Annotated in this window: 21 protein-coding genes and 1 riboswitch; of the genes, 10 read left to right on the top strand and 11 right to left on the bottom strand. The window is 71.1% G+C overall.

All coding sequences use genetic code 11. From position 1 onward, the window contains the following. Window positions 1-4: 4 nt before the first annotated feature. The gene (locus tag ACIBJB_RS37570) at window positions 5-2,413 is read right to left on the bottom strand and encodes an MMPL family transporter (protein ID WP_398937834.1); all 2,409 of its coding nucleotides are present in this window, start codon (window positions 2,411-2,413) and stop codon (window positions 5-7) included. Window positions 2,414-2,578: 165 nt separating this feature from the next. On the opposite strand from ACIBJB_RS37570, the gene ACIBJB_RS37565 reads away from it, so the two are divergent. Continuing rightward, window positions 2,579-3,292 (top strand): response regulator transcription factor, encoded by a 714-nt coding sequence (locus ACIBJB_RS37565; RefSeq protein WP_398937659.1) that lies wholly within the window; start codon window positions 2,579-2,581, stop codon window positions 3,290-3,292. Further along, on the top strand, window positions 3,289-4,749 hold the full coding sequence (locus ACIBJB_RS37560; RefSeq protein ID WP_398937656.1) for a sensor histidine kinase: 1,461 nt from the start codon (window positions 3,289-3,291) through the stop codon (window positions 4,747-4,749). Before ACIBJB_RS37565 ends, ACIBJB_RS37560 begins: the two co-directional genes overlap by 4 nt. 18 nt (window positions 4,750-4,767) lie before the next feature. Here ACIBJB_RS37560 and ACIBJB_RS37555 read toward each other — a convergent pair whose 3' ends face one another. From ACIBJB_RS37555 to ACIBJB_RS37535, 5 genes are all read right to left on the bottom strand, one after another. Then, window positions 4,768-5,166, bottom strand: a complete 399-nt coding sequence (locus tag ACIBJB_RS37555) for an ATP-binding protein (protein WP_398937655.1) — start codon at window positions 5,164-5,166, stop codon at window positions 4,768-4,770. Window positions 5,167-5,308: 142 nt separating this feature from the next. Next, the gene (locus ACIBJB_RS37550) at window positions 5,309-6,862 is read right to left on the bottom strand and encodes an ABC transporter substrate-binding protein (RefSeq protein ID WP_398937653.1); all 1,554 of its coding nucleotides are present in this window, start codon (window positions 6,860-6,862) and stop codon (window positions 5,309-5,311) included. 179 nt (window positions 6,863-7,041) lie between these two features. Then, window positions 7,042-7,386, bottom strand: coding sequence for a hypothetical protein (locus tag ACIBJB_RS37545; RefSeq protein WP_398937651.1), 345 nt, complete (start codon window positions 7,384-7,386; stop codon window positions 7,042-7,044). A gap of 98 nt (window positions 7,387-7,484) precedes the next feature. Continuing rightward, window positions 7,485-8,792 (bottom strand): metallophosphoesterase, encoded by a 1,308-nt coding sequence (locus ACIBJB_RS37540; protein WP_398937649.1) that lies wholly within the window; start codon window positions 8,790-8,792, stop codon window positions 7,485-7,487. 6 nt (window positions 8,793-8,798) lie between these two features. Then, window positions 8,799-9,059: an SCO4848 family membrane protein gene (locus tag ACIBJB_RS37535; RefSeq protein ID WP_398937647.1), complete on the bottom strand. Its 261-nt coding sequence runs from the start codon at window positions 9,057-9,059 to the stop codon at window positions 8,799-8,801. 91 nt (window positions 9,060-9,150) lie between these two features. Here ACIBJB_RS37535 and ACIBJB_RS37530 point away from each other — a divergent pair, with 91 nt between their 5' ends. Then, window positions 9,151-10,461: a D-alanyl-D-alanine carboxypeptidase family protein gene (locus tag ACIBJB_RS37530; RefSeq protein ID WP_398937645.1), complete on the top strand. Its 1,311-nt coding sequence runs from the start codon at window positions 9,151-9,153 to the stop codon at window positions 10,459-10,461. Here ACIBJB_RS37530 and ACIBJB_RS37525 read toward each other — a convergent pair. Then, entirely contained in the window at window positions 10,406-11,317 is a 912-nt protein-coding gene (locus ACIBJB_RS37525) for a YihY/virulence factor BrkB family protein (RefSeq protein WP_398937643.1), read from the bottom strand. The two genes, ACIBJB_RS37530 and ACIBJB_RS37525, sit on opposite strands and share 56 nt — an antisense overlap. 147 nt (window positions 11,318-11,464) lie before the next feature. On the opposite strand from ACIBJB_RS37525, the gene ACIBJB_RS37520 reads away from it, so the two are divergent. Continuing rightward, window positions 11,465-12,847 carry an FAD-binding protein gene (locus ACIBJB_RS37520; RefSeq protein WP_398937641.1) on the top strand — a complete coding sequence of 461 codons (1,383 nt, stop codon included), beginning with the start codon at window positions 11,465-11,467 and terminating at the stop codon, window positions 12,845-12,847. Window positions 12,848-12,875: 28 nt separating this feature from the next. After that, window positions 12,876-13,631: a decaprenylphospho-beta-D-erythro-pentofuranosid-2-ulose 2-reductase gene (locus tag ACIBJB_RS37515; RefSeq protein ID WP_398937639.1), complete on the top strand. Its 756-nt coding sequence runs from the start codon at window positions 12,876-12,878 to the stop codon at window positions 13,629-13,631. Window positions 13,632-13,637: 6 nt separating this feature from the next. On the opposite strand, the gene ACIBJB_RS37510 is transcribed toward ACIBJB_RS37515, so the two are convergent. Together ACIBJB_RS37510 and trpS are read right to left on the bottom strand one after the other, a co-directional pair. Further along, window positions 13,638-14,222, bottom strand: coding sequence for a 2'-5' RNA ligase family protein (locus ACIBJB_RS37510; RefSeq protein ID WP_398937637.1), 585 nt, complete (start codon window positions 14,220-14,222; stop codon window positions 13,638-13,640). A gap of 184 nt (window positions 14,223-14,406) precedes the next feature. After that, on the bottom strand, window positions 14,407-15,417 hold the full coding sequence (gene trpS, locus ACIBJB_RS37505; RefSeq protein ID WP_398937635.1) for a tryptophan--tRNA ligase: 1,011 nt from the start codon (window positions 15,415-15,417) through the stop codon (window positions 14,407-14,409). A 199-nt stretch (window positions 15,418-15,616) separates the two neighbouring features. Between trpS and ACIBJB_RS37500 the strand changes: the two genes are divergently transcribed. The 4 genes from ACIBJB_RS37500 (at window position 15,617) to ACIBJB_RS37485 (ending at window position 18,701) form a co-directional block, all read left to right on the top strand. Further along, window positions 15,617-16,177, top strand: coding sequence for an RNA polymerase sigma factor (locus tag ACIBJB_RS37500; protein ID WP_398937633.1), 561 nt, complete (start codon window positions 15,617-15,619; stop codon window positions 16,175-16,177). After that, a complete protein-coding gene (locus tag ACIBJB_RS37495) occupies window positions 16,170-17,084 on the top strand; it encodes a hypothetical protein (RefSeq protein ID WP_398937832.1) in 915 nt (304 codons plus the stop codon). The genes ACIBJB_RS37500 and ACIBJB_RS37495 overlap by 8 nt, the downstream gene beginning before the upstream one ends. A 167-nt stretch (window positions 17,085-17,251) precedes the next feature. Beyond that, window positions 17,252-17,902: a hypothetical protein gene (locus tag ACIBJB_RS37490; RefSeq protein WP_398937830.1), complete on the top strand. Its 651-nt coding sequence runs from the start codon at window positions 17,252-17,254 to the stop codon at window positions 17,900-17,902. Between the two features lie 151 nt (window positions 17,903-18,053). Then, on the top strand, window positions 18,054-18,701 hold the full coding sequence (locus ACIBJB_RS37485; RefSeq protein WP_398937828.1) for a hypothetical protein: 648 nt from the start codon (window positions 18,054-18,056) through the stop codon (window positions 18,699-18,701). A 38-nt stretch (window positions 18,702-18,739) separates the two neighbouring features. On the opposite strand, the gene ACIBJB_RS37480 is transcribed toward ACIBJB_RS37485, so the two are convergent. Together ACIBJB_RS37480 and ACIBJB_RS37475 are read right to left on the bottom strand one after the other, a co-directional pair. Further along, entirely contained in the window at window positions 18,740-20,191 is a 1,452-nt protein-coding gene (locus ACIBJB_RS37480; RefSeq protein ID WP_398937631.1) for a glycine hydroxymethyltransferase, read from the bottom strand. Window positions 20,192-20,232: 41 nt separating this feature from the next. After that, window positions 20,233-20,322, bottom strand: a riboswitch (ZMP/ZTP riboswitch). Window positions 20,323-20,432: 110 nt separating this feature from the next. Then, entirely contained in the window at window positions 20,433-21,284 is an 852-nt protein-coding gene (locus ACIBJB_RS37475; protein ID WP_398937629.1) for an LLM class flavin-dependent oxidoreductase, read from the bottom strand. A 309-nt stretch (window positions 21,285-21,593) separates the two neighbouring features. On the opposite strand from ACIBJB_RS37475, the gene ACIBJB_RS37470 reads away from it, so the two are divergent. After that, entirely contained in the window at window positions 21,594-22,457 is an 864-nt protein-coding gene (locus tag ACIBJB_RS37470; RefSeq protein ID WP_398937826.1) for a hypothetical protein, read from the top strand. Window positions 22,458-22,468 lie beyond the last annotated feature (11 nt).

The following is a 22,468-nucleotide window of genomic DNA, read 5'->3' as shown; positions in this document are numbered from 1 at the left end:
CGCGTCAGTTGACGGCGTCGACCTCGCCCTCGACCAGTTCGACGTCGTACACCAGGGGGCCCTCCCCCACGACGACGTGCCCCGCGCGCGAGCCGTACGCCGGAGCCGTGGTCGCCAGCAGGTACGTCCCGGGTGCCGGGACCGAGACGATGTACGAGCCGTCGGCCAGCGACTCCACCCGGTCCAGCTGACGGCCCCCGGCCGACAGCAGCGAGACGGCCGCGCCCTCCACGGGCTCCCCTTCCGCCGTACGGACGAAGCCATGGACGGCCGACGCCGGGCCGCCGCCCGAGGGAGCCGCCGCCGCAGGAGCCGCCTCCTCCTTCGGCTCCACCGCGAGGTGCGGCAGCCGCTTCTCCAGCCACTGCGGCAGCCACCAGTTGGAGTCACCGAGCAGATGCATCGCGGCCGGCACCAGGGCCGTGCGCAGGATGAAGGCGTCCAGGGCGACCGCGGCCGCGAGGCCCACGCCCGCCATCGCGGCCCCTGAGTCGCCGCTCAGGACGAAGGCCAGGAACACGCAGACCATGATCAGAGCCGCGGAGTTGATCACGCGGCTGGTCTCGGCCAGGCCCACGCGGACCGCGCGGGCGTTGTCCCTGGTGTGGACCCATTCCTCGTGCATGCGGCTGACCAGGAACACCTGGTAGTCCATCGAGAGGCCGAACAGCAGGGACAGCATGATGACCGGCAGGAAGGCGTTGATCGGGCCCTCCTTGCCGAGGCTCAGCAGGTCGAGTCCCCAGCCCCACTGGAAGACCGCCACGAGGACGCCGAAGGAGGCGGCCGCCGCGATCAGGTTCATCACCGCGGCCGTCAGCGGCACCACCAGGGAGCGGAAGGCGACCAGCAGAAGCAGGAAGCCGAGGCCGATGATGGTCGCGATGAAAAGCGGGAGGCGGTCGCCGGTGACCGTCGCGAAGTCCTTGGAGACCGCCGTGACGCCGCCCACGTGGGCCTGCGCCCCGGCCTGCGGGATCACCTTGTCCCGCAGGGTGTCGATGAGCTGGTCGGTCTCCTCGGACTGCGGTGACGTGGTCGGGACGACCTGGATCACCGTCACGCCCCGCGCGGGCGGCAGCGCGGCGACCCGGGCGACCCCGTCCGTGCCCTGGATGCCCTTGACCAGGGTGGTGGTGTCGCCGCCGTCGGTGACCACCTGGAGCGGTCCGTTGAAGCCGGGGCCGAAGCCCTCGGCGAGCAGGTCGTACGCCTTCCTGGTGGTCGTCGTGGTGTCGTCGTTGCCCTGGTCCGTCGCGCCCAGGCGCAGCGACAGCACCGGCAGCGCGAGGACGGCCATGACGGCGAGGGCGAGTACGGCGATCCGGCGCGGGCGCTTCTGCACACCCGCCGACCAGCGAGCGGCCAGTCCGCTCGTCCGCTCCGGCTCGGGCCCGGCGGCGGCGAGCCTGCGCCGCTGCCGGCGGCTGAGCACCCGCCTGCCGAGGAAGCCGAGCAGCGCCGGCAGCAGGGTGGTGGCCGCGAGGACGCTCAGCACCACGGTCAGCGCGGTGCCGATGACCACGCCGTCCAGGAAGCGCAGGTTCGTCACCAGCATCCCGGCGAGCGCGATGCACACCGTGCCGCCCGCGAACAGCACCGCGCGGCCCGAGGTGTTGAGGGCGGTGACCACCGACTCCTCCGGGTCCATGCCGCGCAGGATGCCCTTGCGGTGCCGGGTGACGATGAACAGGGCGTAGTCGATGCCGACGCCCAGGCCTATCAAGGTGGCCAGCAGGGGGGCCAGGTCGGGGATGTCGGTGCCATGGCTGAGCAGCTGCGTCGAGAACAGGCCCATGCCGACACCGAAGATGGCGACGGCGAGCGGCAGCAGCATCGCGAAGAACGAGCCGAAGGCCAGGAACAGGACGACGGCCGCCGCCACGATGCCGACCATCTCCGCGAGACCGGTGGGCGGTTCCTGCACCCGCTGGATCGCCTGACCGCCCAACTCGACCTGCAGTCCGGCGCGTTCGGCGCCCTGCGCGGTGTCGACGACGTCCTGGACCAGCTCCTTGGGGACGGCGTTCGCCTGGTCGGTGAAGGTGATCTGGGCGTAGGCGATCCGCCCGTCGCCGCTGACCTGGGCCGCGTCTGCCTTGTAGGGGCTGGTCACGCCGCCGACGCCCGCCATGCCGGCGATCTTGTCGAGTGCGGGCTGGATCCGGGACCGTACGGCCTGGTCCCGTACCGAGCCCTCGTCGACCTTCCACACCACCGTGTCGGTGTCACCCGCGCTCTGCGGGAAGGCCTTCTCCATCAGGTCGTACGCGCGCTTGGAGTCCGTGTTCGGGAGGGAGAAGACGTTCGCATAGTCCGTGCCCGCCGTCGAGGCCGAAAAGCCCAGGCCGAACAACGCCCCCACCCACAGCAACAGGACCACCAGCCGGTGCCGGTAACACCACCGTGCCAATGCCGCCACGCTCAACAGCTCCTTACTCGGTCGGTTGGTCCCCCAGGTCCTGCGCAACAGATTCGGTGGCGCCGCGCGCCCGTGGGGGCGGCACGCCATGACTCACAAGGAACTCCAAAGCAGCGAAGCCGCGCGGTTGTCAGTGGGCCCGTCGATACTGGGGGCATGACTGGGGGCATCGCTGAGGGAGAGCCGAAGAGTCCGGGCACCGTGCTGGTGGTGGAGGACGAGGAGAGCATCGCCGACGTGCTCGCCATCGCCCTTCGCTACCACCGGTTCGAGGTGATGGTCGCGGGCTCCGTCCGTGAGGCACTCGCGCTCACCGACCGCACCCGCCCGGACGCGGCCCTGCTCGACGTGATGCTGCCCGACGGCGACGGCCGGGCCCTCGGCCGTGAACTGCGCGAGCGGCGGCCCGATCTGGCCCTGGTCTTCCTCACCGCGCGGGACTCGCCCGCCGAGATCGTCGGCGCGCTCGGCTTCGGCGACGACTACATCACCAAGCCCTTCAACATCGACGAGGTCGTCGCCAGGATCACCGCGGTCCTGCGCCGCACCCGCCCGGCCGACGTGCTGCCCCAGCGCCCGCCCCTGCGCTACGGCGACCTGGAGCTGGACGAGACGACGTACTCGGTGCACCGCGACGGCCGCACGGTCCAGCTCACCCCCACCGAGTACGCGCTCCTGCGCTTCCTGGTGCGCAACGGCGGCCGGATCGTGCCCAAGGACCAACTTCTGCGCCATGTCTGGCAGTACGAGCACACCCCGCCCGAGTCGACCGTCGTCGAGACCTACATCAGCTATCTGCGACGCAAACTGGACACCCTGGGTCCGCCGGTGATCACCACCCGGCGGGGTGTCGGGTACGGGCTCGCATGAAGGTGCGCCTGCCTCGTTGCCGACACGGCATCCATTCGCTGCGCGGCAAGCTGACGCTGGCCAATGTGGCGCTGCTCGCCATCGGCATCGTCGCGGCGACCGCCGTGAGCGTGATGGGCATGCGGTACTACCTGCTCGACCAGATCGACAGCGAACTCCTCAAGACCCGGGACTCCCTGGGCGGTTCGCAGATCACCCTGCGGGAGATCGACTCGCTGAGCATGCTGGGCTTCGTGCGCGACCGGCTCATGCCGGCCCAGCAGGAGTCGAGCGATGAGCGCTCGACGGAGACCGTCTTCGCTGTCGTCGACCGCCGGGGCGAGCCGGTCAGCATCCTCGGCTTCGATCCGACCGAGGCCCAGCAGGGCCTGGCGGAGGCGGCCGGCGACCCGCGCGCGCTCGCCGCCGACTCCGAGCCGCACGACGTCACCCTGGACGGCTCCGCCTACCGCGCCACGGCGGCCCGGCTCGGCGACGGCTCCTACGCCCTGCTCGCCGCGCCCACCGACGTCCTGCACCAGGGCGTCGCCAAGGCCGTCCGGCTCGACCTCGCGATCGGCAGCCTGTTGCTCGCGCTGCTGGCCTGTCTGACCATGTTCAGCGTCCGACGCCGGATGCGGCCGCTGGAGGACATGGTGGAGACCTCGTCGGCGATCGCCGAGGGGGATCTGACCCGGCGCGTCCCCTCCAGCCGCGAGGCCACCCTGGAGGTCGAGCAGCTGCGGGTCGCCCTCAACTCCATGCTCCACCAGGTCGAGTCGGCCTACCGCACGCGCGAGCAGAGCGCGGCCCAGCTGCGCAGCTTCGTCGCCGACGCCTCGCACGAGCTGCGCACCCCGCTGTCCGCGATACGCGGCTACCTCCAGCTGTACGACAAGGGCATGCTGTCCGACCCGGACGACCGCAAGCGTGCCTGGGCCCGGGTGCTCGCGGAGACCGACCGGATGGGGCGGCTCGTCGACGAGCTGCTCACCCTCGCCCGCCTCGACCAGCAGCCCGAACTGCGGTTCAGGAACGTCGACCTGAGCCGGCTGGTGCGGGACGCGGCCGAGGATCTGCGGGTGCAGCAGCCCGGCCGGCCCGTCGAGGTCGCCGCCGAGGGCTCGCTGCTGGTGCGGGCCGACGAGTCGGGGCTCCGACAGGTCCTGGGCAACCTGGTGGCCAACGTGCGCACGCACACGCCCGCCGAGGTGCCGGTGCGGCTGGGGGTGGAGCGCGAGGACGGGGTCGTACGGCTGTGTGTCGCGGACGAGGGTCCGGGGCTGCACGCGGACGACGCGGCGCGCGTCTTCGACCGGTTCTTCCGGGTCGGCGGCGGCGCGGGCAGCGGCCTCGGTCTGGCGATCGTGCAGGGCGTCGTGCGGGCCCACGGCGGCGAGGTGGCGGTCCGCACGGCCCCGGGCGAGGGGCTGGCGGTGACGGTCAGCCTGCCCGCGCGGGTGTCCGCGGGTCAGTGACCCCACGCGTACGCCCGCTCAGTCGGCCATCACCAGGGCCCACACGGTCTTGCCGTGCCGCCCCCGGCTCCACACCCCCCACGCGGCGGCGATGTTCTCCACCAGATGCAGACCGCGGCCGGTCTCCTCCCCTTCGCCGACCACCCGCAGCCGGGGTTCCAGCCGGTCCTCGTCGGAGACCTCTATCAGGCAGGAGCCGTCCGCGAGAGCGGTCACCGCGACCTCGAACTCCCGCTCCAGAAGCGGCCCGTGGCGCACCACGTTGGTGGCGAGTTCCGAGACCAGCAGCACCGCGTCGGCCAGCGCCGGATCGTCCGGCCCGTGGCCCCAGTCGGCCAGGTGGTCCCGGACCCGCCGCCGGGCGAGACCGACGGAAGCCGGATGCCGGGGCAGCCGGAAGGAGTTGCGTCTCAACACGTTTGCTCCTCGCCCCGCGCACGCCTCCGTCACATGGTGCTGCGTTGAGTGGCTGCCCGGCGTCACTCGGGCGAATGTCAGTTCCATGGGAATGCGTCGGATACGGCGCGATGACGTCGGGGTCGGATCCAGGACCTCGGGATCAGATCCAGCTGAGGCGCCAGAGGCGGAAGACTCCGGTGCTGTCCGAGAGGTACTGGCCGCCACCGACGTCCTCGCTGGTCACGACGTAGTCCTTGGCCTGCCACAGCGGGATGACCGGGACATCGCGGGCGATGTCCGCCTGGAGGTCGCGGAAGTCCTGCCCCGCCTCACCGCGGTCGGCGTACCGCTGACTGTCCTGAATCAGATGGTCGACCTCGTGGCTGCTGTAGCCGGTGTTCATGGTGCCGTCGGTGCCGACGAGCGGGGAGCCGTAGGTGTCCGGGTCGGGGTAGTCGGCCACCCAGCCCACCGCGTAGGCGTCCAGCTTCCCGGTCGCCCAGCGCTTTTGGAAGTCGGTCCACTCGTAGCCCTTGAGCGTCACCTTGAACAGGCCGCTCGCCTCCAGCTGCTTCTTGAGCTCCTTGGCCTCCGCGGCGGCGGAACCGCTGGTGAGACCGTAGCCGTAGGTGAAGCTGACCGGGGTGGTGACGCCGGCCTCGGTGAGCAGGGCGCGCGCCTTCTTGACGCTCGGCTCCGCGTAGGTGTCGAAGAACGACGTGGTGTGGCCGGTGATGCCGGTCGGGATCAGCGAGTAGAGCGGGTCGACGGTCCCCTCGTACACCGAGGCGGCCAGCTGCTCGCGGTTGATCAGCCAGGCCATGGCCTGACGCACCTCGGGGTCGTGCAGGGGCTTGCCCGCGCGGGTGTTGAGGTAGAGGTTGCGGATCTCGGAGCTGTCGGCCTCCGAGACGCGCTGGCCGGGGTCGCTGGGGTTCAGCCCGGCGAGGACATCGGGTGGCAGCTGGCGGTAGGCGACGTCGATCCGCTTCGCCTTCCAGGCGCTGTTCAGCTTGTCCGAGTCGCCGTAGTAGTCGAGTTCGACGGGGCGGCCGGTGCTCTTGATCTCGCCCTTGTAGTCGCCGTTGGGCGCGAGGACCGCCTTCTTGCCCTTCGTATACGCCGTCAGTTCGTACGGTCCGGTGCCGTCGACGCCGTTGTCCTTGCGCAGCGAGTTGGCGGGGTACTTGGTGCTGTCGACGATGGCGCCGGCTCCCGTGGCCACCTTGAACGGGAAGGTGGCGTCGGGCGAGGACAGCCGGAAGGTGACCGTCCGGCCGCTGGCACCGACCGACTGCAGGGTGCTCAGCAGCGTGGCCGGGCCGACATCGGAGTTGATCTTCTTGACCCGGTCGAAGGAGTACTTGACGTCCTTGGCGGTCATCTCACGGCCGCTCGGGAAGGTGAGACCCTCGCGCAGCACGCAGCGGTACGTGCGCAGATCACTGCCCTCGAACGCACAGCTCTCGGCCGCGTCGGGCACGGGTGTGGCACTGCCCGGCTCGAAGGCCAGCAGTGACTGGAAAACGTTGTTGAACAGCGCCCAGGATCCGGCGTCATAGGCGCCGGCCGGATCGAGTGAGGTGACTTCGTCCGTCGTCCCCACCTTGATCGTCCTGCCCGTCCCTCCGGACGGGAGCAACTGCCAGCCGCCTACTCCCACGACCCCCAGAACAAGCAACGTCGCGAGAATCCGCACGCGAACCGACCGCATCGGTTTGCCCTCCCCGGACCCCATGGGCCCCAGTGCACATGCCACCCCCTAGTGGCGTGGATCACCCAATCACAGGAGTTTCACCTGGGGGAAGAGGGATTTGTCGAGTTGGGCAAGACGTTACCGCAAGGAGTTTCGGCCATGTTTCGCAGAGTCCCCACAGGGATTCGGGACGACGGTCAACGGGCCATCACATAAACGAACACCCCGGCGCACACCGTGACCGACGCGACGGCCCGCGCCATGATCACCCGGTCCACGATCCGCCGCAGCCACGGGACCGGAACGCCTCTCAGCAGCCAGGTGACCGGCAGGGAGAGCGCGGACGCGCAGGCGAGGAGGAAGAACTGCCGCGCGGGCGGGTAGCCGGGGTCCCAGGGGTCGTGAGCCGTGCTCTCCAGATACAGCAATCCCGCGACCGCGTACCAGATCAGCGCGCAGCCACCGGTGAGCAGGGTCTCGTACAGGGCGAACAGAACCGGCCTGGTGCGTGCGAGGCGCGGGAGGGACGTGTCGGACATCATGCGCGAGCGCTCCCCCGGTCGGCCCCGGGAGGGCCGTCGTGGTCAAAGTACGCCGACTCCCGCACCGGGCACAGCCGTACGGCGGGCCGGGCCGCCGTTCAGGCCTGCTTCGACGCCAGTTCGATCACCGTGATGTCCGACGGGGCGCCCACGCGCGTGGGCGGGCCCCAGGCACCGGCGCCTCGGCTGACGTAGAGCTGCGTGTCGCCGTAACGCTCCAGGCCGGCGACGGTCGGGTTCGCGGCCTCCGCGAGGAGGTTGCCGGGCCAGAGCTGGCCGCCGTGGGTGTGGCCGGAGAGCTGGAGGTCGACGCCGTGGTCGACGGCGTCGTGGATCTGGACCGGCTGGTGGGCGAGGAGCACGCACGCGCGTGCCGTGTCCCGGTCACCGAGGGCCTTGGCGAAGTCGGGGCCCTGGCCCTCGCTCTCGCCCGCGATGTCGTTGACGCCCGCGAGGTCGAACCACGCCAGTTCCGTACGGTCGTTCTCCAGCGGGCGCAGACCGAGCCGCCGTACCTCCTCGACCCACTGCTCGGCACCGGAGAAGTACTCGTGGTTGCCGGTGACGAAGAACGAGCCGTGTCGTGCCTCGAGCTGGGCGAGGGGGGCCGCTGCCGGGCCGAGGTCCTTCACGCTGCCGTCGACCAGGTCGCCGACGACCGCGATCAGGTCGGGCCGGGTGGAGTTGATGGTGTCGACGACCTTCTGGGCGAAACCCCGGCCGAGCACCGGGCTCAGGTGGATGTCGCTGACCACCGCGATCCGGTAGCCGTGCGCCGCGCGCGGGAGCTTCGCCAGCGGCACGGTGACCCGCTTGACCCGGGGCCCGCGCAGGACGCCGTACGTGCCGTAGCCGACGGTTCCCACGGCGGCCGCTGCAGCGGCTCCGGCGACGACCCGGGAGACGAAGAGACGCCGGGAGGGGGCGGCGGCGAGAGTGGACCCGCCGGGTTCCGACGGCTCCACGGAGGCCGGTCCCCCCTTCCCGGGTGCCTGCGGCGGGCTCCCGGCCTCCTGCGGCTTCTCGGCAGGTGCTCCCGCCGGCACCCGCTCCGGGTGCGGTGCGGCGGCCACGGCGGGCTCACCGCGCCCGTCCCGGCGTTCGAGGAGACGTCGCAGCAGGGGTCGTACGACCTCTCCCGCCACGACCGCGAGCAGCAGGTAGATCGACAGCGCCAGCCACAGGAAGCCGGGCCACGCGAGCACGCGCTGGAGCCAGAAGGGGGCGCCGGTGCGCTCCGCGACCAGGGCACCGACCGCCAGTACCCAGCCGCCGCCGATGAGCACCGCGCCCACGCGGCGGGCCCGGCCGGGGCCGCGGGTGGTGTCGCGGAACAGGCGGCGCCACAGGTACCAGTTGGCCGTCACGAGGACGGCCAGGGCGAGCAGTGCGAAGACGATGACCACGGTCTGCTAACTCTCGAGGGTCGGCTGTGAGTTCCGGCGCAGTGCGCGCACTCCACGCAACCCGATGAGCCCGACGACCGTCCCCATTACGAAGGAGGCGACAGCCAGCAGCAGGTGGACCCAGAAGTACCCCGTCGGGTCGCCCGCGTCGTCGAACGCGAGCCCGCTGGCGTCCTTGACGAGGTTCTTGACGAAAGTGATCCAGATGATCCAGCTCCACACCCCGAAGGCGAGCAGGAACCAGGAGACGGGGCGGCTGAGCTTCATGGGTCCAGTATCGCGGGCCGTGGTCCGGTTCGGCGGCCGGGGTGGGGAGGGCAGTGGGACTTCACCCTCCGCGCCATGTACGTTCCTGAGCGTGTCCGCACCACAGAAGAAGACCGCCGGGCGATCCCTGCTGGTCACCTCCGCCGCCGTCCTGTCGTCCCTCGCGCTGACCGCGCCCGTCGCTCTCGCGGCCCCCAGCCCGTCACCGAGCGCGTCCCCCAGTGCATCCCCGAGCCCCACTCCCCCGGCGAACATGTCGACCGTGGGCGGCTCGCGGCTCGGCCAGGCGGGCACGCAGGTCAATCTCGCGAGCGGGGTCCCGGTCCTGCCCAAGGACATCACCGCGCGCTCCTGGATCGTCACGGACGCCGAGTCCGGCGATGTGCTCGCCGCACACAACGCGCACTGGCGGCTGCCCCCGGCGAGCACCATGAAGATGCTCTTCGCGGACACCGTGCTGCCGAAGTTCGCCAAGACCGAGAAGCACAAGGTCGTCCCCTCCGACCTCGCGGGCATGGGCGCCGGCTCCAGCCTGGTCGGGATAAAGGAGGGCGAGACGTACACGGTCCACGATCTGTGGCTCGGCGTCTTCCTTCGCTCCGGCAACGACGCCGTGCACGTCCTGTCCGCGATGAACAAGGGCGTCGCCAAGACCGTCACGGAGATGAACGAGCACGCCGAGGAGCTCCAGGCCCTCGACACGCATGTGGTCAGCCCCGACGGCTACGACGCCCCCGGCCAGGTGTCCTCCGCCTACGACCTGACCCTGTTCGCCCGTTCCGGCCTGCAGAAGAAGGACTTCCGCGAGTACTGCTCGACGGTCACCGCGAAGTTCCCCGGCGAGACGAAGAAGGACAAGAAGGGCAAGACGGTCCGCAAGACCTTCGAGATCCAGAACACCAACCGACTGCTGAGCGGCGACTCCGACATCTCGCAGTACCAGGGCATCGCAGGTGTGAAGAACGGCAACACCACCAACGCCGGCGCCACCTTCACCGGTGTCGCCGAGCGCAATGGCAGGGTTCTGCTCGTCACCGTCATGAACCCGTCCAAGGAAGGGCACAACGAGGTCTACAAGGAGACCGCGAAGCTCTTCGACTGGGGCTTCAAGGCGGCCGGCAAGGTGCAGCCGGTGGGTGAGCTGGTGCCGCCGAAGGGCGCCGCGCAGTCCAGCGCCCAGCCGGGGGACTCCGGCGAGGCCGGGGGCTCCGGGGACTCCGCGGGCTCAGGGGCCTCGGCGAAGCCCGTCGCGTCCGGCACGGCCGACGGCGGCTCCCGCGGCATGGAGACCGCCCTCGCGATCACCGGCGGCCTCCTCGTGCTGCTCGCGGGCGCCGCGTTCCTCGTCAACCGCCGCTGGCCGCTGCCGGATCTGGTACGTCGTCGCTCTTCTCGTCCGTGAGCTCCTGCTCCTTGCTTCCCGTCGCCGTCCACGCGGCGCAGAACAGCACCAGTTTCGCCGTGAAGTTGATCCACAGCAGCAGGGCGACGGGGACGCCGAACGCGCCGTACATGCTCTTCGTCGCCACGCCCTGGATATAGCCGCTCAGCAGCAGCTTCAGCAGTTCGAAGCCGACCGCGCCGGTCAGTGCGGCGACGAACAGCCGGCGGCGCGCCGGCTCGACGCCGGGCAGCAGGGTCAGGACGTACAGCAGGAGCAGGAAGTCGGCGAGTACGGCGATGACGAACGCGGCGACGCGCAGCAGGACCCGGCCCGCGCCGCCCTCCTGGAGCCCCAGTTCCCCGCCGATCCAGTCGACCAGCGCGGAGGCGACGGTGGAGATGGCGAGCGTGACCAGGACGGCGCCGCCGAACCCGACCAGGATGCCCAGGTCCTTGCCCTTGCGCAGGATCGCGTTCTCGTCCTCGTCGGGCAGCTCCCACACCGCGCGCAGACACTCGCGCATCGAGCCGGCCCAGCCGATGCCGGTGAACAGCAGGGCGGCGGCGGCGATAAGGCCGACGGTGCCGGCGTTCTGGACCAGGTCACCGATGTTCAGCTGCTCGGAGATGCCGGGCACCTGATCGGCGATCTTGTCCTGGAGGTCGTTCTGCTGCTTCGTGCTGAGCGTCGCGGCGGCGATCGCTGCGGCCACGGTGAGCAGCGGGAACAGCGCGACGAAACTGGTGAACGTCATCGCCGCGGCCAGCCGCGTCCACTTCACCCGGTCCAGCCGTTCGTACGACCGCCACGCGTGCGTGGCCGTCAGGCGCACCCAGAGCGGCCCGACGACGGGGAGTCTCTTCAGCCAGTCCATGATCGGATCTTGCCCTCCGCGTGGAAGACCGATGTGTGAGTACCGCGAAAACGCGGGACGGCGTCGGGAACCATTGATCACCCATTTCGGGGAGAGAAGCGATGTTTACGATCGAAATGCCTCTATAGCGGCGATACGGTCACCGGCATGTCTGCCGACACCGTCCCTGTCACGGGATGGGGGCGCACCGCCCCCACCGCGGCCCGTCTGATCCGTCCCCGGAGCTACGAGGAGGCCGTGGCCGCCGTCCGGGGCTGCGGAGCCCGTGGCGGCATCCCGAGGGGCCTGGGAAGGGCGTACGGAGACGCGGCACAGAATGCCGGCGGCGCGGTGTTCGACATGACCGGCCTGAACCGCGTCCACGCGATCGATGCCGAAGGCGGCACCGTGCTGTGCGACGCGGGCATCTCCCTGCACCGGCTGATGGAGGTGCTGCTGCCGCTCGGCTGGTTCGTGCCGGTGACGCCCGGCACCCGGTACGTCACCGTCGGCGGTGCCATCGGCGCGGACATCCACGGCAGGAACCACCACGTGTCCGGCTCCTTCTCCCGCCATGTGCTGTCCTTCGAACTGCTCACCGCCGACGGCGAGATCCGCACCGTGCGCCGCGGCACACCTCTGTTCGACGCGACCACCGGTGGCATGGGGCTGACCGGGATGATCCTCACCGCGACGGTCCAGCTCCAGCCGGTCGAGACGTCCCTGATGTCGGTGGACACGGAACGCGCGCGGGACCTCGACGATCTGATGGCCCGTCTGACGGCGACCGATCACCAGTACCGCTACTCGAGCGCCTGGGTCGACCTGCTGGCCCGTGGGGCCGCGACGGGGCGGGCGGTTCTCACGCGGGGCGACCACGCGCCGCTGGAAGCGCTGGAGGCACCGGGGCTGCTCGCCGGGGGCACACGCGCGCGGAGAGACCCGTTGGCCTTCGGGACCCCACGCTTCCCGGCCCCACCCCCCTTCCTCCCCGAGGGACTTCTCAACCGCACGACCGTGGGGTTGTTCAACGAGCTCTGGTACCGGAAGGCGCCCCGCGCGCGTACCGGCCGGCTGCAGAGGATCTCCGCGTTCTTCCACCCCCTCGACGCTGTGCCCCACTGGAACCGGATCTACGGCAGCGGCGGCCTCGTGCGGTACCAGCTCGTCGTCGGACAGGGCCAGGAGGAGGCCCTGCGCCGGATCGTGCGGCGGATCTCCGGGCAGCGGTGCCCGGCCGTTCTCGCCGTGCTCAAGCGGTTCGGGGACGCCGACCCCGGGTGGCTCTCCTTCCCGGTGCCCGGCTGGACCCTGGCCCTGGACATCCCGGCCGCTCTGCCCGGTCTCGGCGCCCTCCTCGACGAACTGGACGAGGAGGTGGCCATGGCCGGCGGGCGGGTCTGCCTGGCCAAGGACTCCCGTCTGCGGCCGGAACTCCTCACCGCGATGTACTCGCGCCTCGACGACTTCCGCGCGCTGCGCGCGCAGCTGGACCCGCGCGGGGTGTTCACGTCGGACCTGTCCCGCCGTCTGACTCTCCAAGCCCTCTGAAGATCCCAGGCCCTCCAAGGAGCTGCTCGTGAAGGACGCCTTCGGCATTCCCCAGTCCCTGCTCGTCCTCGGCGGTACGTCCGAGATCGCGCTGGCCACCGCCCGCCGCCTCGTCGTCCGCCGCACCCGCACGGTGTGGCTGGCGGGGCGCCCGTCCCCTGCCCTGGAGTCTGCCGCCGCACAATTGCGGTCTCTGGGGGCCGAGGTCCACACCGTGGCCTTCGACGCGCTGGACCCCGAGTCCCACGAGGCGGTGCTCGGCAAGGTGTTCGCCGAGGGCGACATCGACATGGTGCTGCTCGCCTTCGGAATCCTCGGCGACCAGGCCCACGACGAGCGCGAGCCGGTCGCGGCGGTGCGGGTCGCGCAGACCAACTACACGGGCGCCGTCTCGGCCGGGCTGGTGTCCGCGCGCGCGTTGCAGGCCCAGGGGCACGGCTCGCTCGTCGTGCTCTCCTCCGTCGCCGGCGAACGCGCCCGCCGAGCCGACTTCATCTACGGCTCCAGCAAGGCCGGCCTCGACGTCTTCACCCAGGGGCTGGGCGACGCCCTGCACGGCACGGGCGTGCACGTCATGGTCGTACGCCCCGGGTTCGTACGGTCGAGGATGACGGCCGGCCGGGAGGAAGCACCCCTCGCGACCACCCCGGAGGCCGTCGCGACGGCGATCGAACTGGGTCTGCGGCGGCGCTCGGAGACGGTGTGGGTGCCGGGGGTCCTGCGGGTGGTGATGGCGGCGGTGCGGCATCTGCCGCGGGCGGTGTTTCGGCTGCTGCCGCTGTAACGGTGGTTACAGCTGGCTTGTGGGCAGGGAGCCGCGGTCGACGTGGCCGGCCTGGGGCGGCACGGTCGAGCGACCGAAGGTGAACTCGCGCAGTTTGCGCCACACCCCGTCGGCGCCCTGCTCGTAGAGCCCGAATCCGGTGCACGGCCACTCGGCCTCGAACTCGGCGAGTTCCTCGAAGGCGCGATCCATGGCCGCCTCGTCGATTCCGTGGGCCACCGTGACGTGCGGGTGGTACGGGAACTGCAGTTCCCGCGCGACCGGCCCGGAGGCGTCACGGACCTGCTTCTGGAGCCACGCGCAGGCCTCGGCTCCCTGGGCGACCTGGACGTACACGACGGGTGACAGCGGCCGGAACGTGCCGGTGCCCGACAGCTTCATCGGGAAGGGCCGGCCCGTCGCGGCGACCTCGGTGAGGTGCGCCTCGATGGCGGGCAGCGCGGTGTCCGCGACCTCTGTGGGCGGCAGCAGGGTGACATGGGTGGGGATGCCATGAGCCGCGGCGTCGCCGAAGCCCGCGCGCCGCTCCTGGAGCAGGCTGCCGTGAGGCTCCGGGACCGCGATCGACACACCGATCGTTACGGTCCCCACGTCGTCTCCTGTTCGTCCCTGTCGTCCTGTCGGATTCGTTCCCAGCCGTCCGGCTATCGACTGTACGGCCACGGCTGTGCTGTGGGCAGGCGCAGGCATAGTGATGTGCAGCGCTCTGCCCAGTGGTGCTGGTGTGCGGTGGTACGCCCGGTGACCGGCGGTCGGTACCGCCGGCCTGCGGCGATCAGTGTTTCGCGGGCAGGAAGCCCACCTTCTCGTACGTCTGGGAGAGGGTCTCCGCGGCTACCGCGCGCGCCTTCTCCGCCCCCTTGGCCAGGATCGAGTCCAGCGTCTCCGGGTCGTCCAGGTACTGCTGGGTCCGCTCCCGGAACGGCGTCACGAACTCGACGACGATCTCGGCGAGGTCCGTCTTGAGCGCGCCGTACAGCTTGCCCTCGTACTGCTGCTCCAGCTCGGGGATGCCGGTACCGGTCAGTGTCGAGTAAATCGTGAGCAGGTTGCTGACGCCCGGCTTGTCCTCGGCGTCGTAGCGGATGATGGTGTCGGTGTCCGTGACCGCGCTCTTGACCTTCTTGGCGGTGGCCTTCGGCTCGTCGAGGAGGTTGATGAGGCCCTTCGGCGTGGACGCCGACTTGCTCATCTTGATCGACGGGTCCTGGAGGTCGTAGATCTTCGCCGTCTCCTTGAGGATGTACGGCTTCGGGATCGTGAAGGTCTCGCCGAAGCGGCCGTTGAAGCGCGTCGCGAGGTCACGGGTCAGCTCGACGTGCTGGCGCTGGTCCTCACCCACCGGGACCTCGTTGGCCTGGTAGAGCAGGATGTCCGCGACCTGGAGGATCGGGTACGTGAACAGGCCCACGCTCGCGCTGTCGGCGCCCTGACGGGCGGACTTGTCCTTGAACTGGGTCATGCGGGAGGCCTCGCCGAATCCGGTGAGGCAGTTCATGACCCAGGCGAGCTGGGCGTGCTCGGGGACGTGGCTCTGGACGAAGAGCGTGCAGCGCTCCGGGTCGAGGCCCGCGGCGAGGAGCTGCGCGGCGGCCAGGCGGGTGTTGCCCGTCAGCTCCTTCGGGTCCTGCGGAACCGTGATCGCGTGCAGGTCGACGACCATGTAGAACGCGTCGTGGGACTCCTGCAGAGCCACCCACTGGCGGACGGCGCCGAGGTAGTTGCCGAGGTGGAACGAGCCTGCGGTGGGCTGGATTCCGGAGAGCACTCGCGGGCGACGCTGCATGGCGGAGCCATTCCCCTGAGGGTGGTGGTGGGCGACGGGTGGGCGGTCAGAGGCCATGCTCACCATTCTCTCAGGTGTCGGGGGGCGATCCGGAACCAGTCGGAAACAGATGTGCCACGGGTGGGAACCGATTCGGCCCGGGCGGTGTACCAATCGTGTGAGGACGCGGGAGGGGGGCCGCATCGTCGATGAGGCCGCGGTGATCGCACGCGTACGCGCCGGAGACCCGGAGGCGTACGCGGAGCTGGTGCGGGCCCATACGGGCCTCGCCATGCGAGCGGCCGCCGCGCTCGGGGCGGGTGCGGACGCGGAGGACGTGGTGCAGCAGGCCTTCGTCAAGGCGTACTGCGGGCTGGGCCGCTTCAAGGAGGGCTCGGCGTTCAAGCCGTGGTTCATGTCGATCGTGGCCAATGAGACGAGGAACACAGTGCGGACGGCGGCGCGCCAGCGCACGCTCGCCGGCCGTGAGGCGGCCTTCGCGGAGGCCGAGCCGCTGATACCGGAATCGGCGGACCCGGCGGTCGCGGCCGTGGAGATAGAGCGCCGCGCCGCGCTGGGGTCCGCGCTGGAGAAGCTGAGCGAGGAGCACCGTCTGGTCGTCACCTACCGGTATCTGCTGGAGATGGACGAGTCCGAGACGGCCCAGGCCCTGGGCTGGCCCCGGGGGACGGTGAAGTCCCGGCTGAACCGCGCGCTGCGAAAGCTCGGCAAATTGCTGCCCGATTTCGAGCCCCAGGAAGGGGGTGATGAGCGTGAGTGAGCCCTACGGCGGTGAGGGCGCGGAGGGAAGCGCGCGTGAGCGTGCGTCCCGGCTGCCCGAGGAGCTGCGGGCGCTCGGGCGGTCGCTGGACGTGCCGGGTGCGGGCGGGTCCGAGTCGATGGTGGAGCGGGTGCTGGAGCAGATACTCGCCGAGCGGCTGCCGGTCCCGGTGACCCAGGCGCCGGGTCCCGGCGAGCGACTGCGGGCGGTGCGGCGGTGGACGCGGATGCGGTGGCGTTCGCTGGCCGCGACCCTGTGCGGGCTGCTGGCGGTCCTCGCGCTCACCCCTCCGGTGCGGGCGGCGGTCCTGGACTGGTTCGACTTCGGCGGGGTCGAGGTGCGGTACGACCCGTCGGCGGTGCCCTCGCCGGGGGCCGAAGTGCCCGGCTGCGGTCGCTCGGTGTCCCTCGCGCAGGCCGAGCGGCGGGCGGGGTTCGAACCGCTGGTGCCGTCGGCGCTGGGCGCTCCGGACGTGGTGACGGTGACGGCCGAGCCGCGGGGGCGGTCTCTGGTGAGCCTGTGCTGGCGTGAGCGGGGGGACACCATCCGGCTGGACGAGTATCGGGCCCGTCTGGACATCGGCTTCACCAAGACTGTGCGGGAGCAGCCGGAGTGGCTCTCGCTGGACGGGGACTCCTCGGAGCTCGGTGGGGCCCATGACACGGCTCTGTGGTTTCCGCGGCCCCATCTGCTGAGCTTCTGGCTGGTGGACGCGGCCGGCTCCCACTACACCCGCGAGCAGCGGACCGCGGGGCCGACGCTGCTGTGGATGCACGGGTCGGGTGTCCTGGAGGTGCCGGACGTGACACTGCGGCTGGAGGGGGTCGCGTCGAAGGCGCGGGCTGTGGAGATCGCGAAGTCCCTCGGCGAGCCGGGACACGAGGGCGCCGAGAAGTCCTCGGATTAGTGCGCGCGGGGTGGGAACCCCGACGGGCCGGGCGGTGTACCAGAAGTGACACGCGGCTCGCGGACGGGCCGCACGGGGATCGTCTGTTGGGGGCCGGCATGAAGAGGCGTATGGCTGGACCGAGGGGTCGTTGTCGTGAACTGGCAGCGGGAGTAGGCGCGTTGGGGGTGACGCTCGCGCTGACGGTGTGGGGTGCGCCCTCCGCGTCGGCGGGCGGACCGACGAGCGTGCTCGTGGTTTCGCCGGAGAGCGGGGAGACGGCGTCGCTCTACTCCTCCGATGAGGAGTACGGCGAGTTGGAGCGGCTGCTCGGCCCTCCGGGTGCGGGCGCCCGCACCAAGCCGCCCGAGGCGAATCTGCTTGCCGCCCGGCAGATCAACGTCACGTGGATGGCGCACGACGTCTCACCGTGGCGGCTGGACCAGGTCTTCCCGCTGGCCGACACGGACGAGGTGTGGATACACACCGCGGAGTACGTCCCCGAGTCGGTGAACGGCCACTGGCACCGCACAAAGAATCCACCCCAACTGCGCGCACTGCTGAAGGACTTGGGAGTGATGGGCAAGGTCTCCGGCGAGGGCCATGCCATCTTCCCGGCACCGGGGCAGGAGCCGGGGAGCGATATGGGAGCGGTGGCCACGGAGGCGTCTGCGGGTCCGCCCTCCACGGCGGACGACGGCACCGAGTGGTGGTGGGCGCTTCCAGGGCTTGCGGCCGGAGCGGTACTGGCGCTGGTGCTGCGGCCGTTCGCTCTGCGGATACGAGGGGGCCGTGTGGGCCGGGAGCCGGGGCCTCGGCAGGAACTGCGTGATCTGTGACGAAAGGAGGTGCCCGCGAGCTTGAGATAGCGAGGCTGATCGATTGAGGGGGATGGCAGTGCGGAACAGACACGCAGTGCGGAGCAGACACACCGGGACGCGGCTCGGGCCGCGCAGGGCGTTGGCAGCGCTGGCAACCGTGGCGGTGACCGTGCTCGGGGCGCCGGCGGCCGCCGCGGCGACACAGCAGACGCGGGGAGGGAGCCTCGACCGGCCCGACCTGGCGATGGTCGTCACCGGCGGCTCGGGCCGGACGAAGGCCGTGCGTTCCGACGAGCCGTACTTCACCCGCCTGTGGCAGCTGCTGCAGCCGACGTACCCGGGCACGGAGCGGGTGTCGGACGCCTGGGAGGAGGGCCGGTATCCGGCGGTGCGGTTCACCGTCGTGTGGGGGCTGACGGGTGTCGGTGGCTGGCCTCGGACGGATTCGGCGCCGGGGGGTGATGTGGCGGTGGCGCGGCAGGACCAGCTGTTCCTGACGGGGGACGGCACGCCGTGGGTGCGCTCGGATCCGGCACCGGAGCGGGAGGACGACGACATCCGCTGGCACCGGGCGCCGCGGGCGGTTTTCGACGAGTTGGACCGGGTGGGCCTCGTGGGCGGCGCCGCGGAGGGGCGGGATAAGGAGCAGGGCAAGAGTTCGACGGGCCCGGAGCATGGCGTGTGGTGGGCGGTACCGGGGCTCGTCGTGGGATTCGCGGCGGGAGCCGGCGGCACGCGGCTGATACGCCGCGCGGCGGTCGGGCCAGGAGCCGGACCGCCGCGGGATGAGCCACGACAGGAACTCATCGATCTCTAGGAGTCACCGGTCTTTGACAACTCAAGAGAGGACGTGTGTCAGCCGAGGTCGATCTCCGGGTACAGCGGGAAAGCGGCCACGAGGTCGGTGGCCCGGTGGGAGATCTCGTCCGCGACCTTCGGGTCCAGGATGTGCTGGGCCTTGGAGGGGGCGCCCTTGCTGGTGGTGCCGGGCTCCGTGGTGGTGAGGACGCGGTCGATGAGACCGGCGACCTCGTCCATCTCGGCGGTGCCCAGGCCACGGGTGGTCAGGGCGGGGGTGCCGATGCGGATGCCGGAGGTGTACCAGGCGCCGTTGGGGTCGGCCGGGATGGCATTGCGGTTGGTGACGATGCCCGACTCGAGCAGGGCGGCCTCGGCCTGGCGGCCGGTGAGGCCGTAGGAGGAGGCGACGTCGATCAGGTTGAGGTGGTTGTCGGTGCCGCCGGTGACCAGGGTGGCGCCGCGGCGCATCAGGCCCTCGGCCAGGGCGCGGGAGTTGTCGACGATCCGCTGGGCGTAGTCCTGGAAGGAGGGCTGACGTGCCTCGGCGAGGGCGACGGCCTTGGCGGCCATGACGTGCGGAAGCGGGCCGCCGAGGACCATCGGGCAGCCGCGGTCGACCTGGTCCTTGAGGGAGTCGTCGCACAGCACCATGCCACCGCGCGGGCCGCGCAGCGACTTGTGGGTGGTCGTGGTGACGATCTGGGCGTGCGGGACCGGGTCGAAGTCGCCGGTGAGGACCTTGCCGGCGACGAGTCCGGCGAAGTGCGCCATGTCGACCATCAGCGTGGCGCCGACCTCGTCGGCGATCTCCCGCATGATCCGGAAGTTCACCAGCCGGGGGTAGGCCGAGTAGCCGGCGACGATGATGAGCGGCTTGAACTCACGGGCCGAGGCGCGCAGCGCGTCGTAGTCGACCAGACCGGTGGAGGGGTCGGTGCCGTAGGAGCGCTGGTCGAACATCTTGCCGGAGATGTTGGGTCGGAAGCCGTGGGTGAGGTGGCCGCCGGCGTCCAGGGACATGCCGAGCATGCGCTGGTTGCCGAAGGCCTGGCGGAGCTCGGCCCAGTCGGCGTCGGAGAGCTCGTTGACCTGGCGGACGCCGGCCTTCTCCAGGGCGGGGACCTCGACACGCTGGGCGAGGACGGACCAGAAGGCGACGAGGTTGGCGTCGATGCCGGAGTGCGGCTGGACGTAGGCGTGCCGGGCGCCGAAGAGCTCCTTGGCGTGCTCGGCGGCCAGGGACTCGACCGTGTCGACGTTGCGACAGCCGGCGTAGAAGCGGCGGCCGACGGTGCCCTCGGCGTACTTGTCGCTGAACCAGTTGCCCATCGCGAGGAGGGTGGCCGGGGAGGCGTAGTTCTCGGAGGCGATCAGCTTGAGCATCTCGCGCTGGTCGTGGACCTCCTGGCCGATGGCGTCGGCGACGCGCGGCTCGACGGCGCGGATCACGTCGAGGGCGGCGCGGAAGGCCATGGACTCGGTGGACAGGGACTGCTGCTCTGACATGGCGGCCTCCGGGCTGCGTGGCTTGAAGCGGTCACGGATCACGGTTCGGCCCAGGCGCACGGCACTTGGTCACTCACAGGCCGCTCCCCGATGGTCCGTCCCATCCCAGCGCGCCAGTCACGGCCTGTCGGCCAGCCTACCGGGCACGCGGAACGGCCCCGGCGCGGCGTCCACCATGCGAGCGACGGCTTCGAGGCCGGGGAAGGGGCCCGGGGCCTCGAAGCCGGGGTGCTGCAGGACGTCAGAACAGTGCGTCGGCGAGGCGGTCGATCTGGTCGGCGTCGGAGGCCCAGCAGTAGAGCATCACCTCGTCGGCACCGATGCCGACATAGGCGTCGGCGGCCTCGCGGATCTGCCGCGGTGTGGTGAGCAGGCCGGCCTCCATGTATTCGACGTGGCCGCTGAAGGCGTAGTAGTCGCGGAGGTTGCGGCGGGCCCGGTCCAGGGTGTCGTCGGGGCCGAGCGCGACGTTCGCCTGGGCGACCAGGCGGGGGCGGCCGGGGCGGTCGTGTTTCTGCCAGGCCGTTTCGGCGGCGCGGAACAGGTTGGACATGAAGGAGGGCGGCAGGGCGGCGCCGAGGAAACCGTCGCCGAAGCGACCGACGCGTTCGAGGGCAGCGGGGGCGAAGCCGCCGAACAGTACCTCCGGGCCACCGGGGGTGGCGGGGGCGGGGCCGACGGGGCCGATGCCTTCGCCGTACGGCTCGCCGGACCAGGTGCGGCGCAGCAGGGTCATCTGTTCGTCGAGGCGGCGGCCTCGGCGGTGGAGGTCGGTGCCGGCGGCCAGGCAGTCGTCCTCGCGGCCTCCGACGCCGATGCCGAGCGTGAAGCGGCCGCCGGAGAGGCGGTCGAGGGTCGCGGTCTGCTTCGCGAGCAGGGCGGTGTTGTGGAGAGGTGCGAGCAGTACCTCGGTCTGGACGCGGATGCGGGACGTGGCACCGGCGAGGGTCGCAAGGGTGACGAGGGGCTCGGGGTTGTCGTAGACGAGGCGGTCGAGCAGGCCGAGGGTGCTGAAGGGGCTCGCGTCGGCGCGCCGGGCCCAGGTGAGCAGCTGGGCGGGGTCGTCGATGGGGAGGCCGAGGCCGATGTTCATGGGAGAGTCCTCCGGAGGGCGTACGAGATCCGCCGGTCGGCCGGATCCGGTGCCGCCCCTCCGTGGTGCCGCGCGCTGTGCGCGGACCTGCTCCCGTTCTGCGGCGATGGTTCCAGAGAGCGTGTGCGTCAGAGTGCGCCGACCGTAACGCGATCGGACGGGGTGCGACAACGCGTTTTCGCGGGCCGCTCGCGGACAGTGCTTCGGGATACGGCTCGTGTCCGGCGGACAGTTGGAGATCAGTGAGAGCCGGTCCGAAACCAGCCCACCCTTCCCTCCCTCCCCTAAGGTCACTTCGTGCTCTTTGGAATGGTGTGTGCTCTAGGTGCCTCCGTGTGTTTCGGGACGGCCACCGTGCTGCAGGCGATGGCGGCGCGGGCGGCGGACCCGGGCGGTCGCGACGGCGAGGGGACGGCGTTCGCGGTGACGCTGTTCCTGGGGGCGGTCCGGCAGTGGCGGTATCTGGCGGGGCTGGCGCTGGACGGGGTGGGGTTCCTGCTGCAGATCGCCGCGTTGCGGTCGGTCCCGATCTACGCGGTGGGCGCGGCGCTCGCGTCGAGTCTCGCGGTGACCGCGGTGGTGTCGGCTCGGCTGCTGCGGGTCCGGCTGAGCGCGGGCGAGTGGGGTGCCGTCGGGGTGGTGTGCGCGGGGATGGCGCTGCTGGGGATCGCGTCCGGGACGGAGGGCGACCGGGGCGGACCGCCGGCCTTGAAGTTCGCGATGCTGGGGACGGCCCTGGCCGTGCTGGGGCTCGCGCTGCTCGGTGGGCGACTGCCGGAGCGGGGACGGGCGTTGGCGCTCGGGCTGGGGGCCGGGTTCGGGTTCGGGGTGGTCGAGGTGGCGGTACGCCTGATCGACTCGCTCGCGCCGTCGGCGCTGCTGGCCAACCCGGCGACGTACGCGCTCCTCATCGGCGGTGGCGCGGCCTTTCTGTCGCTGACCTCGGCGCTGCAGCGGGGGTCGGTGACCACGGCGACCGCCGGCATGGTGATCGGGGAGACGATCGGTCCGGCGCTGGTGGGGGTGGTGTGGCTCGGGGACCGTACCCGGGAGGGGCTGGCGTGGGTGGCGGTGCTGGGTTTCGCCGTGGCCGTCGCGGGGGCGTTGGCGCTGGCCAGGTTCGGGGAGGCCCCGGAACATTCCGCCCCGCCTTCTCCTGCCCGAATTCCGTAAGGGGTGCTTGA

The organism is Streptomyces sp. NPDC050759 (genome assembly GCF_044456945.1).
Classification (GTDB): domain Bacteria; phylum Actinomycetota; class Actinomycetes; order Streptomycetales; family Streptomycetaceae; genus Streptomyces.
Note: the sequence above shows the minus strand (reverse complement) of the source record. Positions and strands in the feature narration are given on the sequence as shown.